We start from the raw sequence: 16,724 nt of genomic DNA, 5'->3' as shown, positions 1-16,724 counted from the left end.
CCTCCTGTATTTGCCGGTGGCTCACGCTGAAACGACGGATGGCGCTTATGTTTACCTGAAACCGAAACACTCCTGTGCAGGCCAGTGTAAACATCGACCACCCGGCAAAGTGAGTCTACCGGATGAAAGCTGTTCCTTTAGTTTAGCTAAGTGCAGCGGCTTTGGCGCGAATTGCGCGAATCATCGCTTCCAGACCTTGTGAGCGTGATGGAGTGAGATGTTGGGTGAGCGCCATTTTTTCAAACCACGGACGCACATCGAAATTGACAATATCCTGCGGCGTCATTTGATCGTAGAGAATAAAAACGACCGCAATAAGCCCTTTCACAATGGCCGCATCGCTGTCGCCCTGCAATTCAATAATTCCCTGCGCATTCTGGCGCATTACAATCCATACCTGACTCTGGCATCCCTGAATACTATTTTGCGGGCTTCTGTCTTCGTCGCCTAATTCCGGCAGACGCTGTCCCAGTTCAATAATGTAGAGATATTTCTCTTCCCAGTTGGTGCAGCGTAAAAAGTTACGCAGCAATTTTTCTTTATCCGGCAATACAGCCATAGAGCCTCCCTTTTACCCCAGTAGACGATGAATACGTTGCAATCCAGTTACCAGACGATCCACTTCTTCATGGGTGTTGTACATTGCCAGCGACGCCCGACACATCGCGGGGACGTTGTAATAGGCCATTAATGGCATTGCGCAGTGATGTCCGGTGCGCACAGCAATACCGTAGTTATCAAGAAAACTGCCGACGTCATAGGCGTGGTGTTTACCGAGATTAAAGGCAATAACGCCAAGTCTGTCCGGCGGACCATAGAGCGTAAGATCCGGCACCGCTGCCAACTGCGACAATGCGTAATGCATCAGATTTTGTTCATACTCGGCAATGTTGTTAAGCCCCAGCGCCGAAACATACTCCAGCGCCGCGCCAAGGCCAATAATACCTCCGGTATTGGGCGTACCGGCTTCAAACCGCCACGGCGCTTTGGTCCAGGTAGTGCCTTCACTCAGGCTGACGGTGGCAATCATAGAACCGCCACCTTCCCACGGCGGCATCTCCTGCAACAAGGCTTCTTTGACATACAGCACGCCAATGCCGGTGGGACCATACAGTTTATGCCCGGAGAAAACGTAGAAATCGCAATCCAGTGCCTGAACATCCACCGGATGATGCATCACCGCCTGAGCGCCATCCACCAGCACTTTTGCGCCATGTTGGTGCGCAAGCGTGATCATCTCCGCCAGCGGATTTTCCGTCCCCAGCACATTAGACACGTGAGTAATTGCCAGCAGTCGGGTTTTCTCATCAAACAGCGTAGGCAGCGTCTCCAGTTGCAGCGTACCGTCTGGGTTGAGAGGGATTACACGCAGCTCTGCGCCAACACGGGCGCAAAGCATTTGCCAGGGAACAATGTTAGCGTGGTGCTCCATCTGACTAATGATGATGTTATCGCCCGTCCGCACATTGCTGTTGCCCCAGCTATTGGCGACCAGGTTAATCCCTTCCGTCGTGCCGCGGACAAACACCAGCTCTTCCGCCGAACGGGCATTAATAAACAGCGATGCCCGCTTGCGCACGTTTTCCATTTTCTCGGTCGCCTGGGCGCTTAACGTATGAATACCGCGATGCACCGCCGCGTAGCCGTGACGATAAAACTCGGCCTCGGCGTCAATCACCTGGCTAGGTTTCTGCGCACTGGCGGCGCTGTCGAGATAAGCCAGTGGCAGACCGTTCACCTCACGCGAAAGCACCGGAAAGTCGGCCCGCACTTTGTCGACGGAAAAAGTCATCTTGCACCTCCCGGCAGTCGTTGACCGATTCGGGCCAGCACCTGCTGTTTAAGCCCTTCATCACGCAGTGCTTCCGTCAGTTCGGCGGCAAAGGCGTAAATGATCATCTGCTGGGCATCCTGTTGATTGATCCCGCGCGAACGCAGATAGAACATCTGTTCGTTATCAATACGCCCCACCGTCGCACCGTGGCTGCATTTCACATCATCAGCATAGATTTCCAGCTGTGGTTTGGTATCCACTTCCGCCAGTTTACCCATCAGCAGATTATTGTTGGTCATCTGGCCGTCAGTCTTGATGGCATGCTGCGCGACGTTGATCAAACCGTTAAACACCGCGCGACCTTTGTCGCTGACGATAGTTTTGTGCAGCTGGCGGCTATTACAAAAACCTTTATTGTGTTCCAGCCAGGTACGGGTATCACACACCTCGTTTTTCACCGGCATCGCCAGGCTATTGATCCGTAGCGTACTGTTTTCGCCATTGAGTTGCGTACTGGTGTTGTGGCGTAACACGGCGCCGCCAAGCAGGAAACTGTGGCTAAATGCGGTGGCATCGTCTGCCAGCAACAAATCGTTATGGGCAAAGTGGTGACTGACCGGGTTTTCAAACGCCAGCTTGATATGCTGCAAGTGGGCGTTCGCTGCGACGTTGATAGTGAACCGTGCGCCGGTAAAATGGCGAGCATCATTAAGGCTGACAAAATGTTCAATCACCGTTGCTTCGGCACCTTCAGCCAGATCCAGATGATGCCGGTAATGGGCGGTGTTTACCTCTTCACCTGCCACGCCCTGGGTAATATGCATTAACAGCAATGGCTTTGCAGGCCGTTGACCGCGCTTCACGGCAATATGCGTTACGCTTTGCGCCAGGCTTTCCGTCAGATGCAGAAACACTTCCGCCTGAATAGCGTCGGGCAATCCCTGACGGTCGTCGTTAACGCTTACATCATACCCGCTGCCTTCAGTTGCATCGCTCAGCGCTGGCATGTAACGCCCATCGACAAACACCAACCGCACGGCGTCTAACGTTAACGCTAAGGCATCGCGTTGTTGCGGGGATATCTCACCCGCAATACTGACAAACTGGCTATTGGTCAGCCCTTCCAGCGGCGTATATTTCCAGTGCTCATGTTTACGTGTCGGCAGGCCGGTACGCAGCAATTGTTGTAAATGCTGCAGTGCTTCTGGAGAACGTTTCGCCCCTTCAGCTTCAAACAAATGATGCCACTGTTGCAGTGCGTTACTGCTGTTCGGTAAGCCAGCCATAACCCTGCTCCTCCAGTTGTTTGACCAACGTGAAATCGCCGGATTTCACAATTCGCCCCTGATACAGAACATGGACGTAATCAGGCTTGATGTAGTCGAGAATGCGTTGGTAGTGCGTAACAATGATGAATGAACGCTTGCCGTCACGCAGCGAGTTCACGCCATCGGCAACCACTTTTAATGCGTCAATATCCAACCCGGAGTCCGACTCATCAAGAATACATAACTCCGGTTCCAGCACCGCCATTTGCAAAATATCGTTGCGCTTTTTCTCACCACCAGAAAAACCAACGTTGACCGAACGCGTGAGTAAATCTTCCGGCATCTTCAGGAGAGCAATTTTATCTTCCATCAAATCCTGAAAATCAAAGCGGTCGAGCGTTTCCTGGCCACGATAGCTGCGCACCGCATTAAGTGCCGTTTGCAGGAAAAACTGGTTACTGACCCCGGGAATTTCCACCGGATACTGGAAGGCCATAAAAATGCCTTCACCAGCACGATCTTCCGGCGACAGCGCAAGCAAATCTTTGCCTTTAAACTCAACCGTGCCGCTCGTCACTTCATAATCTTCGCGCCCGGCAAGCGTTGCCGATAAGGTACTTTTACCCGAACCGTTTGGCCCCATAATGGCGTGAACTTCACCGGGACGAACGTCGAGGCTTAATCCGCGCAGGATAGCTTTATCTTCCACACTGACGTGTAAATCTTTAATACTTAACATGTTTATTCCTTATCCGACGCTGTGTTCAAGACTGATGGCGAGGAGTTTTTGTGCTTCAACGGCAAATTCCAGCGGCAGTTCTGAGAACACGTCTTTGCAGAAACCGTTAACAATCATCGAGATGGCGTCTTCTTCGCTGATCCCGCGTTGCAGGCAGTAAAACAGTTGATCTTCACCAATACGTGATGTCGTTGCCTCGTGCTCCAGTTGTGCGCTGTTATTGCGACATTCGACATACGGGAAGGTATGCGCCCCACAATTAGCGCCAATCAGCATTGAGTCGCACTGAGTGAAATTGCGCGCATTGGTTGCCGTCGGCATGATTTTCACTAAGCCGCGATAACTGTTCTGACTATGTCCGGCAGAGATCCCTTTCGAGATAATAGTTGATTTGGTGTTTTTACCGATGTGGATCATCTTGGTGCCGGTATCCGCTTGCTGATGACCGCTGGTCAGTGCCACTGAGTAAAACTCACCAATGGAGTTATCGCCGCGCAGAATGCAGCTGGGATATTTCCACGTAATGGCAGAACCGGTTTCTGATTGCGTCCATGACATTTTGCTGTTTTCGCCTTCGCACAAAGCACGCTTGGTGACGAAGTTGAGAATACCGCCGGTGTTGTTATCGCCAGGGAACCAGTTTTGTACCGTGGAATATTTCACCTCGGCGTTTTTATGGATGATGACTTCCACCACCGCCGCGTGTAACTGATAGCTGTCACGCACCGGAGCGGAACAGCCTTCAATGTAGCTGACGTAGCTGTCTTCATCGGCCACCAGAATGGTGCGCTCAAACTGCCCGGTTTTTTCCGCGTTAATGCGGAAATAGGTGGAGAGCTCCATCGGGCAGCGCACGCCTTTAGGCACATAAATAAACGTACCGTCAGAGGCCACTGCCGCATTAAGCGCGGCAAAGAAGTTGTCATTCCCGGGTACCACAGTGCCGAGATATTTCTTCACCAGTTCCGGGTGATCGTGAATCGCCTCGCCAAAGGAACAGAAGATAATTCCCTGCTCCGCCAGTTTTTCGCGATAAGTGGTGGCAACCGAAACAGAGTCGAAAATGGCATCTACCGCCACCTCTTTGCCTTCCCGCACGGGAACGCCTAGCTGCTCAAACGCCGCCTCCACCTCTTTACTTAAAAAGGCGTTCGCGCCAGTTTGCTGCACCGCGCCGGGTTCAGACGCGCAGTTGTCGTCACAATTACCGCACGATGGTGCCGAGTAGTAGCTGTAATCCTGATAATTCAGCTTGTCGTAGTGCGCTTTCAGCCAGTGCGGCTCTTCCATCTCCAGCCATGCGCGGTAGGCGTTGAGACGAAACTCCAGCATCCACTCCGGCTCATTACGCTTCGCCGAAATTGCGCGCACCACCTCTTCGTTTATCCCCTTTGCCAGCTCATCGGTGGCTAACTGGGTGAAGAATCCTTCTTTATAATTCAGCGGGCCGCCGGTCCATGTTTTGACATCGTCAGTTGCTTCAGTATTACGAGACATAGTACCGCCTATACCCCAAAGCTTTCGCCACAGCCACATTCATTCTGGGCTTTCGGGTTGTGAAATTTGAATATCTGATTGAGTCCTTCGCGAACGAAATCGACTTCCGTGCCATCAATAAACGGCATCGCTTGCAGCGGGACGAACAGCTTCGCGCCGTCGAGTTCAAACTGCAGATCATCTTTCTCTGGCTCGCTGACGCTGTCGAGCACATAGCCAAAGCCCGCGCAGCCTGTTTGTTTGACGCCTAAACGCACGCCAACCATGCCCGACTGCTTCGCGACTAACTCACGTATATGCGCCGCGGCTGCGGGTGTTAACGTTAAGCCTTGCCAGGCGAAATCCTGTGGATTAAACGTTCCTGAATGCATGTCCATCGATTTACCTCACTTCATCGCTTTCAGCGGATAACAGCATGTTAGTGATAATGATTATCAGTTCAACCCAGCAAACACAGGGGCTTTAGCGTAAAACATGCTTTTTGCCTGTATTTAATAAGCATAGACCCTGATGAGAGGGTTAACAGACATGCTAAGAATTAGGTATCTCATTGTTAGATAATGATTATTATCGAACTGGCGTTAAGGCTGTGATGGAAAAGAAAAAGTTGTATCGAAAATGACTATTTAAGAGATAGGTAAAAAAGTGGCGAGTTCAGAAATAAGAAAACCCTTAAGTCTGTGCATCACAGGCTTAAGGGTTTCTACCCCATCCGGCGCTTATCTCCGGCACTCAAAGTGGCTTAGCTCTTGAAGGGGCGATAAGAATAATCTCATAAGACTACGTCGCCGTTTTAACACAAACTGCGATTTGTATTCTTTTTGAGCAACATCAGGCAGGTAACAACGGGAGGGCGGTCAGAAAATAATCGTCAGACCTGGACAGATGTTAATCCAGGTCGATGGGCGTTCAGACTATGTTCAGTAGGGATTAATGCACGCCCAGACGCCAGGCGAAGTAGATTTCTTCTTTCAGTTCCGTAGACGAAAGAGTAAGCAGATCAGCAAATTCAAGTTCGAGTTGTTTCAGACGCTTGAGATATTGAGCGGGTGAAAGATTGCTTTGGTCACGGCGTAAAAATTCGATAGCCAGCTGGGTGGGATTAAGTTGAGTAGACATAGCATCCTCGCTTTAGACAAGACCTGCACAGTATACCACCGTTTACTGCGCAGATAATAACCAAAAGCAATATGCATCACACTTTTCTGGTGACAACGTCACAAAATGGCGGTCGTCAATCGTGATGAACAACACAAACGCCCGTTTTCATCGAATATTTCGATCTGCCAGACCTGATGCCGTGAACCGAGATGCAGCGGTTTACAAACGCCGCGTACCCGCCCTTCTCGTGCTGAGCGAACATGGTTAGCATTGATTTCCAGGCCAACCACTTTTTGCTCGCCTTCGGTACATAAATACCCGGCAACGGAACCGATACTTTCGGCCAGCACCACGGATGCCCCGCCATGTAGCAGCCCAAAAGGCTGCTTTGTCCGCGAGTCTACTGGCATTGTCGCTTCAAGGGTGTCATCACCAATATGTTCAAAGCGAATATCCAGCAACCCCACCATGTTTCCTTCACCCATAGCATTCAGTGCTTCCAGGGTGATTTTACGTTTCCATATCATTTAATAATCTCCAGTAATGCCTGCACGGGATGGCGTACCCCCGTCCCTTCAACCCGTTTAACCTGGCTGCGGCAAGAATACCCGGTCGCCAGACAGCGATTACGCGGTAGACGCTGCATTGCCTGATGCCAGGATAACTCATAGATCCCGAGCGAGTTTTTATGGTTTTTCGCCTCATGTCCGTAAGTCCCTGCCATGCCGCAGCAACCCACGCTGACATTTTCCAGTTTCGCGCCAAAACGGGCAAATATCGCGGCCCATTGTGCTGGCGCCCCCGGCAAGGCGGTAACTTCAGTACAGTGACCAAAGAAATACCATGATTCACCGCTGACTGCTGTCACTGGCTGTGACTGAAGCGCGCTTGCCAGCCATTCATTCGCCAGTAAGACGTTAAACTCGCCACGCGCCTCGCCCAGAGCCAGTTTATATTCATCGCGATAACAGAGCACCAGCGCCGGATCGACCCCCACCATTGGCATCCCCAGTTTCGCCATACGGTTGAGAAAATCCGCCGTCTTTTTCGCCGTCTTCGCAAAACGATTAAGAAAGCCTTTGATATGCTGCGCTTTACCATTCGGTGAGAATGGCAACAGCACTGGCTGGAAACCTAATTTTTCGACCAGACGAACAAAATCCGCCACCACCTGCGCATCGTAATAACTGGTGAAAGGATCCTGCACTACCAGCACCGTGCGTGCTTTCTGCTCTGAACTGAGCGCTTCAAGCTGTTCCAGCGTCATGTTTGCCGAGCGATGCCCCACCATTTGTTGTTGCAGCGACGGCACTGAAAGCAGCGGCAAATCGACCATACCGATGTGTTTTTCCGAGAGTTTTCGCACCAGCGGCTGGTTAATGAAGAAGTTAAAAGTCTTTGGCGCACGCGCCATCAGCGGTGCGTAACTTTCGACCGTTGCCACCAGATGATCGCGCAATGGGCGTAGATAACGCGTGTGATAGAGTTGCAAGAAACGAGAGCGAAACTCCGGTACGTCAATTTTGATCGGACACTGAGTCGAACACGCTTTACAGGCCAGGCAGCCCGACATCGCCTCTTTCACTTCGTGCGAGAAGTCATATTCGCCCTTATTTGCATGCCAGCTATTGCGCATACGGGCAATTAACGTGCGCAAGCTGACGCCAGACTCTGGTAGCTCTTGCTCCAGTTTTAGAGGGTCAACGCCGCGATCCGCCAGCAAACGTAACCATTCACGCACCAGTGTTGCACGCCCTTTCGGTGAATGAATGCGGTTCTGAGTTATCTTCATTGACGGACACATCGGGCTGCGGGCATCAAAGTTGAAGCACAAACCGTTGCCATTGCATTCCATAGCGCCGCGCCACTGCTGGCGTACCGCGATGGGGATTTGTCGGTCATACGTGCCACGCTTTACCGCGTCCACTTTCATCATTGGCGCGTCAATACCTTCTGGTGGGCAGATTTTCCCTGGATTTAGTCGGTTATGCGGATCAAACGCCGCTTTAACCTTACGCAGTTCTGCGAAAAGCTCTTCACCGAAAAACGCCGGACTGTATTCGGCACGAAAACCTTTACCGTGCTCGCCCCACAACAAGCCACCGTATTTTGCAGTCAGCGCCACCACGTCATCAGAGATTTGCTTCATCAACATCTCTTGTTGCGGATCGCACATATCCAGCGCCGGACGGACGTGCAAAACACCAGCGTCGACGTGGCCAAACATGCCATAACTTAAACCGTGGCTGTCGAGCAGCGCGCGAAATTCAGCAATATAATCTGCCAGATGTTCCGGCGGCACGCAGGTATCTTCGGAAAATGGAATCGGTTTGGCTGCACCTTTGGCATTGCCGAGCAGGCCGACGGCTTTTTTGCGCATTGCATAAATACGTTCAACACCTGCCAGCTCACTGCACACCTGCCAGCCGATCACCCCTGCCTGCTGGCTGGCAATCAGTTCATCCAGCCGCGCACAGAGTGAATTTACCCGCTCGTCAATCAGCGCCTCATCATCTCCGGCAAATTCAACAATGTTCAGCCCGAGCATCTCTTTGTCTGGCACATTGGTAATCAGTTCGCTGACGGAATGCCAGACAATATCTTCCCGCGCCAGATTCAGCACTTTTGAGTCTACCGTCTCTACCGAAAGCGCACGCGCCTCAACCATAAACGGCGCATTACGTAGCGCGGAGTCAAAAGAGTCATATTTGACGTTCACCAGACGGCGCACTTTAGGCAAGCGCGTAATATCCAGCCGCGCTTCGGTAATAAAGGCCAGCGTCCCTTCTGATCCGGTCAGAATGCGCGTCAGGTCGAACTCGGTCATCTCATCGTTAAAGACATGACGCAGATCGTAACCGGTAAGAAAACGGTTAAGTTTGGGGAATTTGTCGATGATTAACTGGCGTTGCTGACGGCAACGTTGATAGACAGTGTTGTAGATCCACCCAATCGTGGTATTGGTTTTACCCAGCGTTTCAGCAAGTTCGACGGGTAAAGGTTGCGTATCGAGAATATCGCCCCCCAACAACACCGCCCGCACGCCCAACACGTGATCTGACGTTTTCCCATAGACCAGCGATCCCTGGCCGGAAGCATCGGTATTGATCATCCCGCCGAGCGTTGCCCGGTTGCTGGTCGAAAGTTCTGGTGCAAAAAAGTAGCCGAACGGTTTCAGGTACTGATTGAGTTGGTCTTTTATCACCCCGGCCTCAACGCGCACCCAGCCCTCTTCAGGGTTAATTTCGATGATGCGGTTCATATGGCGGGACATATCAACAATAATCCCCTGGTTGAGCGCCTGACCGTTAGTGCCGGTGCCGCCGCCGCGGGGGGTAAAGATCAGCGATGTATAGCGTTCCTGGGCGGCAAGACGGGCGATCAGCGCCACATCTGCGGTTGAACGCGGAAATACCACCGCATCGGGGAGAAGTTGGTAAATACTGTTGTCGGTCGACATTGTCAGACGATCGGCATAACTTGTCGCCGTATCGCCGGTAAAACCTTGTTGCTCCAGCTCTTGCAAAAAATTAAGCACCAGTTGAACGACGCCGGGTGCCTGGGAAATCTGTGGAATCATTATATTGACCCTTTCCTGCGGTCTGTGATGTAGGTCGATACACTGTTCTTTCAGGCTGCTGCAATAGCGCACTGAAAGGTGATGTTTGTTTACTCTATGGATTTCGAGTTGCAGGAAGGCGGCAAGCGAGTGAACTCCAGGAGCTTACAAAAGTAAGTGACTGGGGTGAACGAACGTAGCCGCAGCACATGCCACTTGAAATACGACGAGTAAATCGTTTGCGTGTTACCTGAGTTGTTGTACCACATTTTTTTCTAACACGCCCATCAGAATTAAGGGCAGAATCGGCCTGTTAAAAACTGCTGAAATTGCTCATCATTATGCAGGTGAGTTTCGCGTGTTCACGTCGCGTCGACGATTTGACGCACAAAAAAGGTGAAAAGTAGTTATGGTAAATGTTCGTCAGCCCAGGGATGTCGCACAAATTCTGCTTTCGGTGCTGTTTTTAGCCATCATGATTGTGGCATGTCTGTGGATCGTTCAACCCTTTATTCTCGGCTTCGCATGGGCCGGTACGGTGGTTATCGCCACCTGGCCGGTATTGTTACGTTTGCAAAAGATCATGTTTGGCCGCCGCTCTCTCGCCGTTCTGGTAATGACGTTGCTCCTGGTGATGGTGTTTATCATCCCTATCGCCTTACTGGTTAACAGTATCGTCGACGGCAGTGGCCCGTTAATTAAGGCCATCTCCAGTGGCGATATGACATTACCGGATTTAGCGTGGCTTAATACCATTCCGGTGATTGGCGCGAAGCTGTACGCAGGCTGGCACAATTTGCTGGATATGGGCGGCACGGCAATTATGGCGAAAGTCCGTCCTTATATTGGCACCACTACCACCTGGTTCGTCGGGCAAGCCGCGCATATCGGGCGCTTTATGGTGCATTGTGCCTTAATGCTGCTCTTCAGCGCCCTGTTGTACTGGCGCGGTGAACAGGTGGCGCAAGGCATCCGACATTTTGCGACCCGTCTGGCGGGCGTTCGTGGTGATGCGGCAGTTCTGCTGGCGGCACAAGCTATCCGCGCAGTGGCGCTGGGCGTTGTGGTCACTGCTTTAGTACAGGCTGTACTTGGCGGTATCGGTCTGGCCGTTTCTGGTGTGCCTTACGCCACGCTGCTAACGGTATTAATGATCCTCTCCTGCCTTGTTCAGCTAGGCCCGCTGCCAGTGTTGATTCCGGCGATTATCTGGCTCTACTGGACCGGCGATACCACCTGGGGAACGGTATTGTTAGTGTGGAGCGGTGTGGTTGGCACTCTGGATAACGTCATCCGCCCAATGCTAATTCGCATGGGCGCAGATTTACCGCTGATTCTGATCCTCTCCGGGGTTATTGGTGGTTTGATTGCTTTCGGTATGATCGGTCTGTTTATTGGTCCGGTACTACTGGCTGTTTCCTGGCGTCTGTTTGCTGCGTGGGTTGAAGAAGTCCCGCCGCCGACTGACCAACCAGAGGAAATTCTCGAAGAGCTGGGCGAAATCGAGAAACCGAATAAGTAATTTCTCATCAGGCGGCTCTGCCGCCTGATTGTTAATCACTGCTAATTGATATTTCATTCCTCCAGTCCGTATTTTCCTGCTTACCGCCATTCAGCTGGCAGTATCTGTCGCAAATCCTTTACAGTTTTTAAACTAATGAGACGAATCTGATCGACGCAAAAAGTCCGTATGCCTACTATTAGCTCACGGTTATAAATCAACATATTGATTTATAAGCATGGAAATCCCCTGAGTGAAACAACGAATTGCTGTGTGTAGTCTTTGCCCATCTCCCACGATGGGCTTTTTTTTAACATTTTTTGCTTCATTACCCCGCCTCTCGTTCTTTCCAATAATGTTGCACAAGATACTGTGACTCTCTTCAAGCCGTAAGCAGGCTGATAATGTTATTTATATTTTATTCTTTTTTTCATGCAGCCATTACACGATGAACGCTTATGAACTCCAGGCACTACGCCATATTTTTGCCATGACCATTGATGAATGCGCGACCTGGATTGCCCTGACGGGCGACAGTGAAAGCTGGCAACAATGGGAGAAAGGAAAAACGGATATTCCTGACGAGATAGTTGAAAAACTGCTGGCAATGCGCCAGCAAAGAAAAAGGCATCTTCACGCCATCATAGAAAAAATAAACAACCGCATCGGCAACAATACCATGCGTTTTTTCCCCAATTTAACCGCATTTCAACGTATCTACCCAGAAGGTAATTTTATTGACTGGAAGATTTACCAGTCGGTCGCAGCTGAATTATATGCGCACGATCTTGAACGCCTGTGTTGATATTTTAACGGGATACAACGGACGTCATGACAAAAATAATAAACGGATGCTGACATAACAACAGCAACTTTTTAAGCAATATTGCTAAGTAGATCTTATGAAAAATCCCTACCTCCCTACCGCGCTTGGGTTGTATCTCAATTACCTGGTGCATGGTATGGGTGTCATTTTGATGACTTTAAATATGGCCTCGCTGGAGACGCTCTGGCAGACCAATGCCGCAGGCGTTTCGATTGTTATTTCATCATTAGGTATAGGACGATTGAGTGTCTTGCTTTTTGCAGGATTATTATCCGATCGTTTTGGTCGCCGCCCTTTTATTATTCTGGGTATGTGCTGCTATATGGCCTTCTTTTTTGGCATCCTGCACACCAATAACATCATTATTGCTTATGCTTTTGGTTTCCTGGCGGGCATGGCGAACAGTTTTCTCGATGCTGGTACCTATCCCAGTTTGATGGAAGCCTTTCCTCATTCACCGGGTACAGCCAATATTTTAATTAAAGCCTTTGTCTCCAGCGGGCAATTTTTATTGCCGCTAATTATCAGCCTGTTAGTGTGGGCTGAACTGTGGTTCGGTTGGTCTTTTATGATTGCCGCGGCGATTATGATCGTTAACGGTCTGTTTTTATATCGCTGTACCTTTCCACCACATCCGGGCCGTCGCTTGCCTGTGGTAAAGAAAGCGACCACTTCCGCGGGGCATCGCTGCTCAATTATTGATTTAGCCAGTTACACCCTCTATGGCTATATTTCAATGGCAACCTTTTATCTGGTTAGCCAGTGGCTGGCACAATACGGGCAATTTGTCGCTGGCATGTCATACACCATGTCGATCAAATTACTCAGTATCTATACCGTGGGTTCGCTGCTGTGTGTATTTATTACTGCTCCACTCATTCGTAAAACCGTTCACTCAACAACATTGTTGATGCTGTACACTTTTATCTCATTTATCGCCCTGCTCACCGTCTGCCTGCATCCCACATTTTATGTGGTGATAATATTTGCTTTCGTCATCGGTTTTACCTCCGCAGGTGGTGTTGTACAAATTGGCCTGACGTTAATGGCGGAACGTTTTCCCCATGCCAAAGGAAAAGCAACGGGGATCTATTACAGTGCGGGCAGCATTGCAACATTTACCATTCCGTTGATTACGGCTCATCTTTCGCAAAGAAGTATTGCCGATATTATGTGGTTCGATACCGCCATCGCTGCTATCGGCTTTTTACTGGCGCTGTTTATTGGCGTACGCAGTCGAAAAGAAGCACAACATCCATCATTAAAGGAGAATGTTGCTACGGGCGGGTAATGCAATATTCTTTTCAGGTCATGCAAGATCTTACGGATAAATTACTCTTTCTGCGCTAATTAAGGAAAATCGCGATCAAAAACAAACTATCACATGCAATATTCCTGGAAACATAAACTTTATGCCATGTACCCAGAGAAAATCATCTTCAGTATAGTGATTATGAAAACCGTCGAAATACAACACGGACGGTAACAAAATTATCTTTCAGCAAGGAGCTGTGAAAATGTCTCAAAATAAGGCTTTCAGCACGCCATTTATCCTGGCTGTCCTTTGTGTATACTTCAGCTATTTCCTACATGGCATTAGTGTTATTACGCTTGCACAAAACATGTCATCTCTGGCAGAAAAGTTTTCTACCGATAACGCCGGTATCGCCTATTTAATTTCTGGTATCGGTCTGGGCCGTCTGATAAGTATTTTATTCTTCGGTGTAATCTCCGATAAATTTGGTCGACGAGCAGTAATATTCATGGCCGTTGCCATGTATATGCTGTTTTTCTTTGGTATTCCGGCCTGCCCAAGTTTAGCTCTCGCTTACGGTCTGGCTGTGTGCGTTGGTATCGCCAACTCAGCCCTGGATACCGGTGGATATCCGGCGTTGATGGAATGCTTCCCGAAAGCCTCGGGTTCAGCCGTAATATTGGTTAAGGCGATGATATCGTTCGGGCAAATGCTCTATCCGATGCTGGTGAGTTATATGCTGTTGAATAACATCTGGTACGGTTATGGGCTGATTATCCCAGGCATCCTGTTTGTGCTGATCACGCTGATGCTATTGAAAAGCAAATTCCCAGGTCAGTTGGTGGATGCCAGCGTAGCTGGTGAACTACCGCAAATGAACAGTAAACCGTTAGTCTGGCTGGAAGGTGTTTCATCAGTACTGTTCGGTGTTGCCGCGTTCTCGACCTTTTATGTAATTGTCGTGTGGATGCCCAAATATGCGATGGCGTTTGCCGGTATGTCGGAAGCTGCGGCATTAAAAACCATCTCTTATTACAGTATGGGTTCGCTGGTCTGTGTCTTTATTTTTGCCGCACTATTGAAAAAAATGGTGCGTCCCATCTGGGCTAACGTGTTTAACTCAGCACTGGCAACGGTAACCGCCGCTATCATTTACCTGTACCCTTCGCCACTGGTCTGTAATGCCGGGGCTTTTGTTATCGGTTTTTCTGCTGCTGGCGGTATTTTACAGCTTGGCGTTTCAGTCATGTCCGAGTTTTTTCCAAAAAGTAAAGCCAAAGTCACCAGTATTTATATGATGATGGGTGGTCTGGCCAATTTTGTTATTCCGTTGATTACCGGTTATCTGTCAAATATCGGCCTGCAATACATCATCGTTCTCGATTTTACTTTCGCGCTGCTGGCCATGATTACCGCAATTATTGTTTTCATCCGCTATTACCGCGTGTTCATTATTCCTGAAAATGATGTCCGGTTTGGCGAACGCAGTCTTAGCACCCCGGTTAAACACAATTAAGCAAAGAAATTAGAGGAGTTAATTATGGATGTTACCGCTAAATACGAATTGATTGGCCTGATGGCCTATCCTATCCGCCACAGTTTATCGCCTGAAATGCAAAACAAAGCCTTAGAAAAAGCGGGATTGCCATTTACCTATATGGCCTTTGAAGTGGATAACGATAGCTTTGCCGGTGCAATTGAAGGCTTAAAAGCCTTAAAAATGCGCGGAACCGGTGTGTCGATGCCTAACAAACAACTGGCGTGTGAATATGTTGATGAATTAACACCTGCGGCAAAACTGGTTGGCGCTATCAATACCATCGTCAATGATGACGGCTACCTGCGCGGCTATAACACCGACGGCACGGGCCATATTCGCGCCATTAAAGAGAGCGGTTTTGATATCAAAGGCAAAACGATGGTGCTGCTAGGTGCCGGTGGTGCCTCAACGGCGATTGGCGCACAGGGGGCAATTGAAGGTTTAAAAGAGATTAAAATCTTCAACCGTCGGGATGAATTCTTCGATAAAGCCCTCGCCTTCGCGCAGCGGGTCAACGAAAACACCGATTGTGTCGTCACCGTTACCGATCTCGCCGATCAGCAAGCCTTTGCTGAAGCCCTGGCTTCCGCCGACATTTTAACCAACGGCACAAAAGTGGGTATGAAGCCTCTTGAAAATGAATCATTAGTTAACGATGTCAGTATGTTACACCCAGGGCTGCTGGTCACTGAATGCGTGTATAACCCGCATATGACGAAGTTATTGCAGCAGGCGCAACAAGCAGGTTGCAAAACGATTGATGGATACGGCATGTTGTTGTGGCAAGGGGCTGAACAGTTCACGTTATGGACTGGCAAAGATTTCCCTCTGGAATACGTTAAACAGGTCATGGGGTTCGGCGCCTGACAGGCTGACCGCGTGCAGAAAGGGTAAAAAATGAAAACCGTAACAGTAAAAGATCTCGTCATTGGCACGGGCGCACCAAAAATCATCGTCTCGCTGATGGCAAAGGATATCGCCAGCGTGAAATCTGAAGCTCTCGCCTATCGTGAAGCGGACTTTGATATTCTGGAATGGCGTGTGGACCACTTTGCCGACCTCTCCAGCGTGGAGTCAGTCATGGCCGCGGCAAAAATCCTCCGTGAGGTAATGCCAGAAAAACCGCTGCTGTTTACCTTCCGTAGCGCTAAAGAAGGCGGCGAGCAGGCGATTTCCACTGAGGCTTATATTGCACTCAATCGCGCAGCCATCGACAGCGGTCTGGTCGATATGATCGATCTGGAGTTATTTACCGGCGATGATCAGGTTAAAGAAACCGTCGCCTATGCACATGCGCATGATGTGAAGGTTGTCATGTCCAACCATGACTTCCATAAAACGCCGGAAGCCGAAGAGATTATTGCCCGTTTGCGTAAAATGCAGTCCTTCGACGCCGATATTCCTAAAATTGCGTTGATGCCGCAAAGCACCAGCGATGTCCTGACGTTGCTTGCCGCTACCCTGGAGATGCAGGAGCAGTATGCCGATCGTCCAATCATCACGATGTCGATGGCAAAAACTGGCGTAATTTCCCGTCTGGCTGGTGAAGTATTTGGTTCGGCCGCAACCTTTGGCGCAGTAAAAAAAGCCTCTGCGCCTGGGCAAATATCGGTGAATGATTTGCGCACAGTATTAACTATTTTGCACCAGGCGTAATAAATAAC

General features: G+C 49.8%; 14 protein-coding genes, 1 other RNA gene and 1 pseudogene. 7 read left to right on the top strand and 9 right to left on the bottom strand.

Annotation, left to right across the window (positions count from 1 at the left end; translation table 11 throughout):
- Positions 1-142 precede the first annotated feature (142 nt).
- The 9 genes from sufE to D9736_RS04210 all read right to left on the bottom strand — a co-directional run bounded on the left by sufE (position 143) and on the right by D9736_RS04210 (position 9,959).
- A complete protein-coding gene (gene sufE, locus D9736_RS04250) occupies positions 143-559 on the bottom strand; it encodes a cysteine desulfuration protein SufE (RefSeq protein ID WP_130257781.1) in 417 nt (138 codons plus the stop codon).
- Positions 560-571: 12 nt separating this feature from the next.
- Positions 572-1,792, bottom strand: coding sequence for a cysteine desulfurase SufS (gene sufS, locus D9736_RS04245; RefSeq protein ID WP_130224697.1), 1,221 nt, complete (start codon positions 1,790-1,792; stop codon positions 572-574).
- Positions 1,789-3,060 (bottom strand): Fe-S cluster assembly protein SufD, encoded by a 1,272-nt coding sequence (sufD, locus tag D9736_RS04240; protein WP_130257780.1) that lies wholly within the window; start codon positions 3,058-3,060, stop codon positions 1,789-1,791. Before sufD ends, sufS begins: the two co-directional genes overlap by 4 nt.
- On the bottom strand, positions 3,035-3,781 hold the full coding sequence (gene sufC / locus D9736_RS04235) for a Fe-S cluster assembly ATPase SufC (protein ID WP_130257779.1): 747 nt from the start codon (positions 3,779-3,781) through the stop codon (positions 3,035-3,037). Before sufC ends, sufD begins: the two co-directional genes overlap by 26 nt.
- Positions 3,782-3,790: 9 nt before the next feature.
- Positions 3,791-5,278 (bottom strand): Fe-S cluster assembly protein SufB, encoded by a 1,488-nt coding sequence (gene sufB / locus D9736_RS04230; RefSeq protein WP_097438869.1) that lies wholly within the window; start codon positions 5,276-5,278, stop codon positions 3,791-3,793.
- An 8-nt stretch (positions 5,279-5,286) separates the two neighbouring features.
- Complete coding sequence (sufA, locus tag D9736_RS04225; RefSeq protein WP_130208234.1) at positions 5,287-5,655, bottom strand: Fe-S cluster assembly scaffold SufA; 369 nt, start codon at positions 5,653-5,655, stop codon at positions 5,287-5,289.
- A gap of 553 nt (positions 5,656-6,208) precedes the next feature.
- Positions 6,209-6,397, bottom strand: coding sequence for a YdiH family protein (locus D9736_RS04220; protein ID WP_088376204.1), 189 nt, complete (start codon positions 6,395-6,397; stop codon positions 6,209-6,211).
- 98 nt (positions 6,398-6,495) lie between these two features.
- On the bottom strand, positions 6,496-6,906 hold the full coding sequence (gene menI / locus D9736_RS04215; protein ID WP_130257778.1) for a 1,4-dihydroxy-2-naphthoyl-CoA hydrolase: 411 nt from the start codon (positions 6,904-6,906) through the stop codon (positions 6,496-6,498).
- On the bottom strand, positions 6,903-9,959 hold the full coding sequence (locus D9736_RS04210; RefSeq protein ID WP_130257777.1) for an FAD-binding and (Fe-S)-binding domain-containing protein: 3,057 nt from the start codon (positions 9,957-9,959) through the stop codon (positions 6,903-6,905). Before D9736_RS04210 ends, menI begins: the two co-directional genes overlap by 4 nt.
- A gap of 388 nt (positions 9,960-10,347) precedes the next feature.
- Between D9736_RS04210 and ydiK the strand changes: the two genes are divergently transcribed.
- From ydiK to aroD, 7 genes and pseudogenes are all read left to right on the top strand, one after another.
- Positions 10,348-11,460, top strand: a complete 1,113-nt coding sequence (gene ydiK / locus D9736_RS04205) for an AI-2E family transporter YdiK (protein ID WP_000248636.1) — start codon at positions 10,348-10,350, stop codon at positions 11,458-11,460.
- 185 nt (positions 11,461-11,645) lie between these two features.
- Positions 11,646-11,753, top strand: an RNA gene (gene rprA, locus D9736_RS04200) — antisense sRNA RprA.
- Between the two features lie 134 nt (positions 11,754-11,887).
- Positions 11,888-12,244, top strand: coding sequence for a YdiL family protein (locus tag D9736_RS04195; RefSeq protein ID WP_130218933.1), 357 nt, complete (start codon positions 11,888-11,890; stop codon positions 12,242-12,244).
- A gap of 97 nt (positions 12,245-12,341) precedes the next feature.
- Complete coding sequence (locus tag D9736_RS04190; RefSeq protein WP_130224685.1) at positions 12,342-13,556, top strand: MFS transporter; 1,215 nt, start codon at positions 12,342-12,344, stop codon at positions 13,554-13,556.
- A gap of 226 nt (positions 13,557-13,782) precedes the next feature.
- Positions 13,783-15,049: pseudogene (locus D9736_RS04185) on the top strand (MFS transporter).
- 11 nt (positions 15,050-15,060) lie between these two features.
- Positions 15,061-15,927, top strand: coding sequence for a quinate/shikimate dehydrogenase (gene ydiB / locus D9736_RS04180; protein ID WP_130218929.1), 867 nt, complete (start codon positions 15,061-15,063; stop codon positions 15,925-15,927).
- Between the two features lie 30 nt (positions 15,928-15,957).
- Positions 15,958-16,716: a type I 3-dehydroquinate dehydratase gene (gene aroD, locus D9736_RS04175; protein WP_130218927.1), complete on the top strand. Its 759-nt coding sequence runs from the start codon at positions 15,958-15,960 to the stop codon at positions 16,714-16,716.
- The last annotated feature ends 8 nt before the right edge of the window (positions 16,717-16,724 follow it).

Origin of the sequence: Escherichia sp. E10V10, assembly GCF_004211985.1 — a bacterium.
In the GTDB taxonomy this organism is placed as follows: Bacteria; Pseudomonadota; Gammaproteobacteria; order Enterobacterales; family Enterobacteriaceae; genus Escherichia.
The sequence above is the reverse complement of the archived record's forward strand: the minus strand, read 5'-3'. Positions and strand labels throughout refer to the sequence as shown.

What these genes read in the sequence shown, in the direction of transcription:
- D9736_RS04190 (WP_130224685.1), top strand. Translation starts at nt 12,342, where the DNA reads ATGAAAAATCCCTACCTCCCTACCGCGCTTGGGTTGTATCTCAATTAC.
- sufS (WP_130224697.1), bottom strand. Translation starts at nt 1,792, where the DNA reads ATGACTTTTTCCGTCGACAAAGTGCGGGCCGACTTTCCGGTGCTTTCG.
- sufE (WP_130257781.1), bottom strand. Translation starts at nt 559, where the DNA reads ATGGCTGTATTGCCGGATAAAGAAAAATTGCTGCGTAACTTTTTACGC.
- aroD (WP_130218927.1), top strand. Translation starts at nt 15,958, where the DNA reads ATGAAAACCGTAACAGTAAAAGATCTCGTCATTGGCACGGGCGCACCA.
- ydiB (WP_130218929.1), top strand. Translation starts at nt 15,061, where the DNA reads ATGGATGTTACCGCTAAATACGAATTGATTGGCCTGATGGCCTATCCT.
- D9736_RS04220 (WP_088376204.1), bottom strand. Translation starts at nt 6,397, where the DNA reads ATGTCTACTCAACTTAATCCCACCCAGCTGGCTATCGAATTTTTACGC.
- sufA (WP_130208234.1), bottom strand. Translation starts at nt 5,655, where the DNA reads ATGGACATGCATTCAGGAACGTTTAATCCACAGGATTTCGCCTGGCAA.
- ydiK (WP_000248636.1), top strand. Translation starts at nt 10,348, where the DNA reads ATGGTAAATGTTCGTCAGCCCAGGGATGTCGCACAAATTCTGCTTTCG.
- sufB (WP_097438869.1), bottom strand. Translation starts at nt 5,278, where the DNA reads ATGTCTCGTAATACTGAAGCAACTGACGATGTCAAAACATGGACCGGC.
- D9736_RS04195 (WP_130218933.1), top strand. Translation starts at nt 11,888, where the DNA reads ATGAACGCTTATGAACTCCAGGCACTACGCCATATTTTTGCCATGACC.
- D9736_RS04210 (WP_130257777.1), bottom strand. Translation starts at nt 9,959, where the DNA reads ATGATTCCACAGATTTCCCAGGCACCCGGCGTCGTTCAACTGGTGCTT.
- menI (WP_130257778.1), bottom strand. Translation starts at nt 6,906, where the DNA reads ATGATATGGAAACGTAAAATCACCCTGGAAGCACTGAATGCTATGGGT.
- sufC (WP_130257779.1), bottom strand. Translation starts at nt 3,781, where the DNA reads ATGTTAAGTATTAAAGATTTACACGTCAGTGTGGAAGATAAAGCTATC.
- sufD (WP_130257780.1), bottom strand. Translation starts at nt 3,060, where the DNA reads ATGGCTGGCTTACCGAACAGCAGTAACGCACTGCAACAGTGGCATCAT.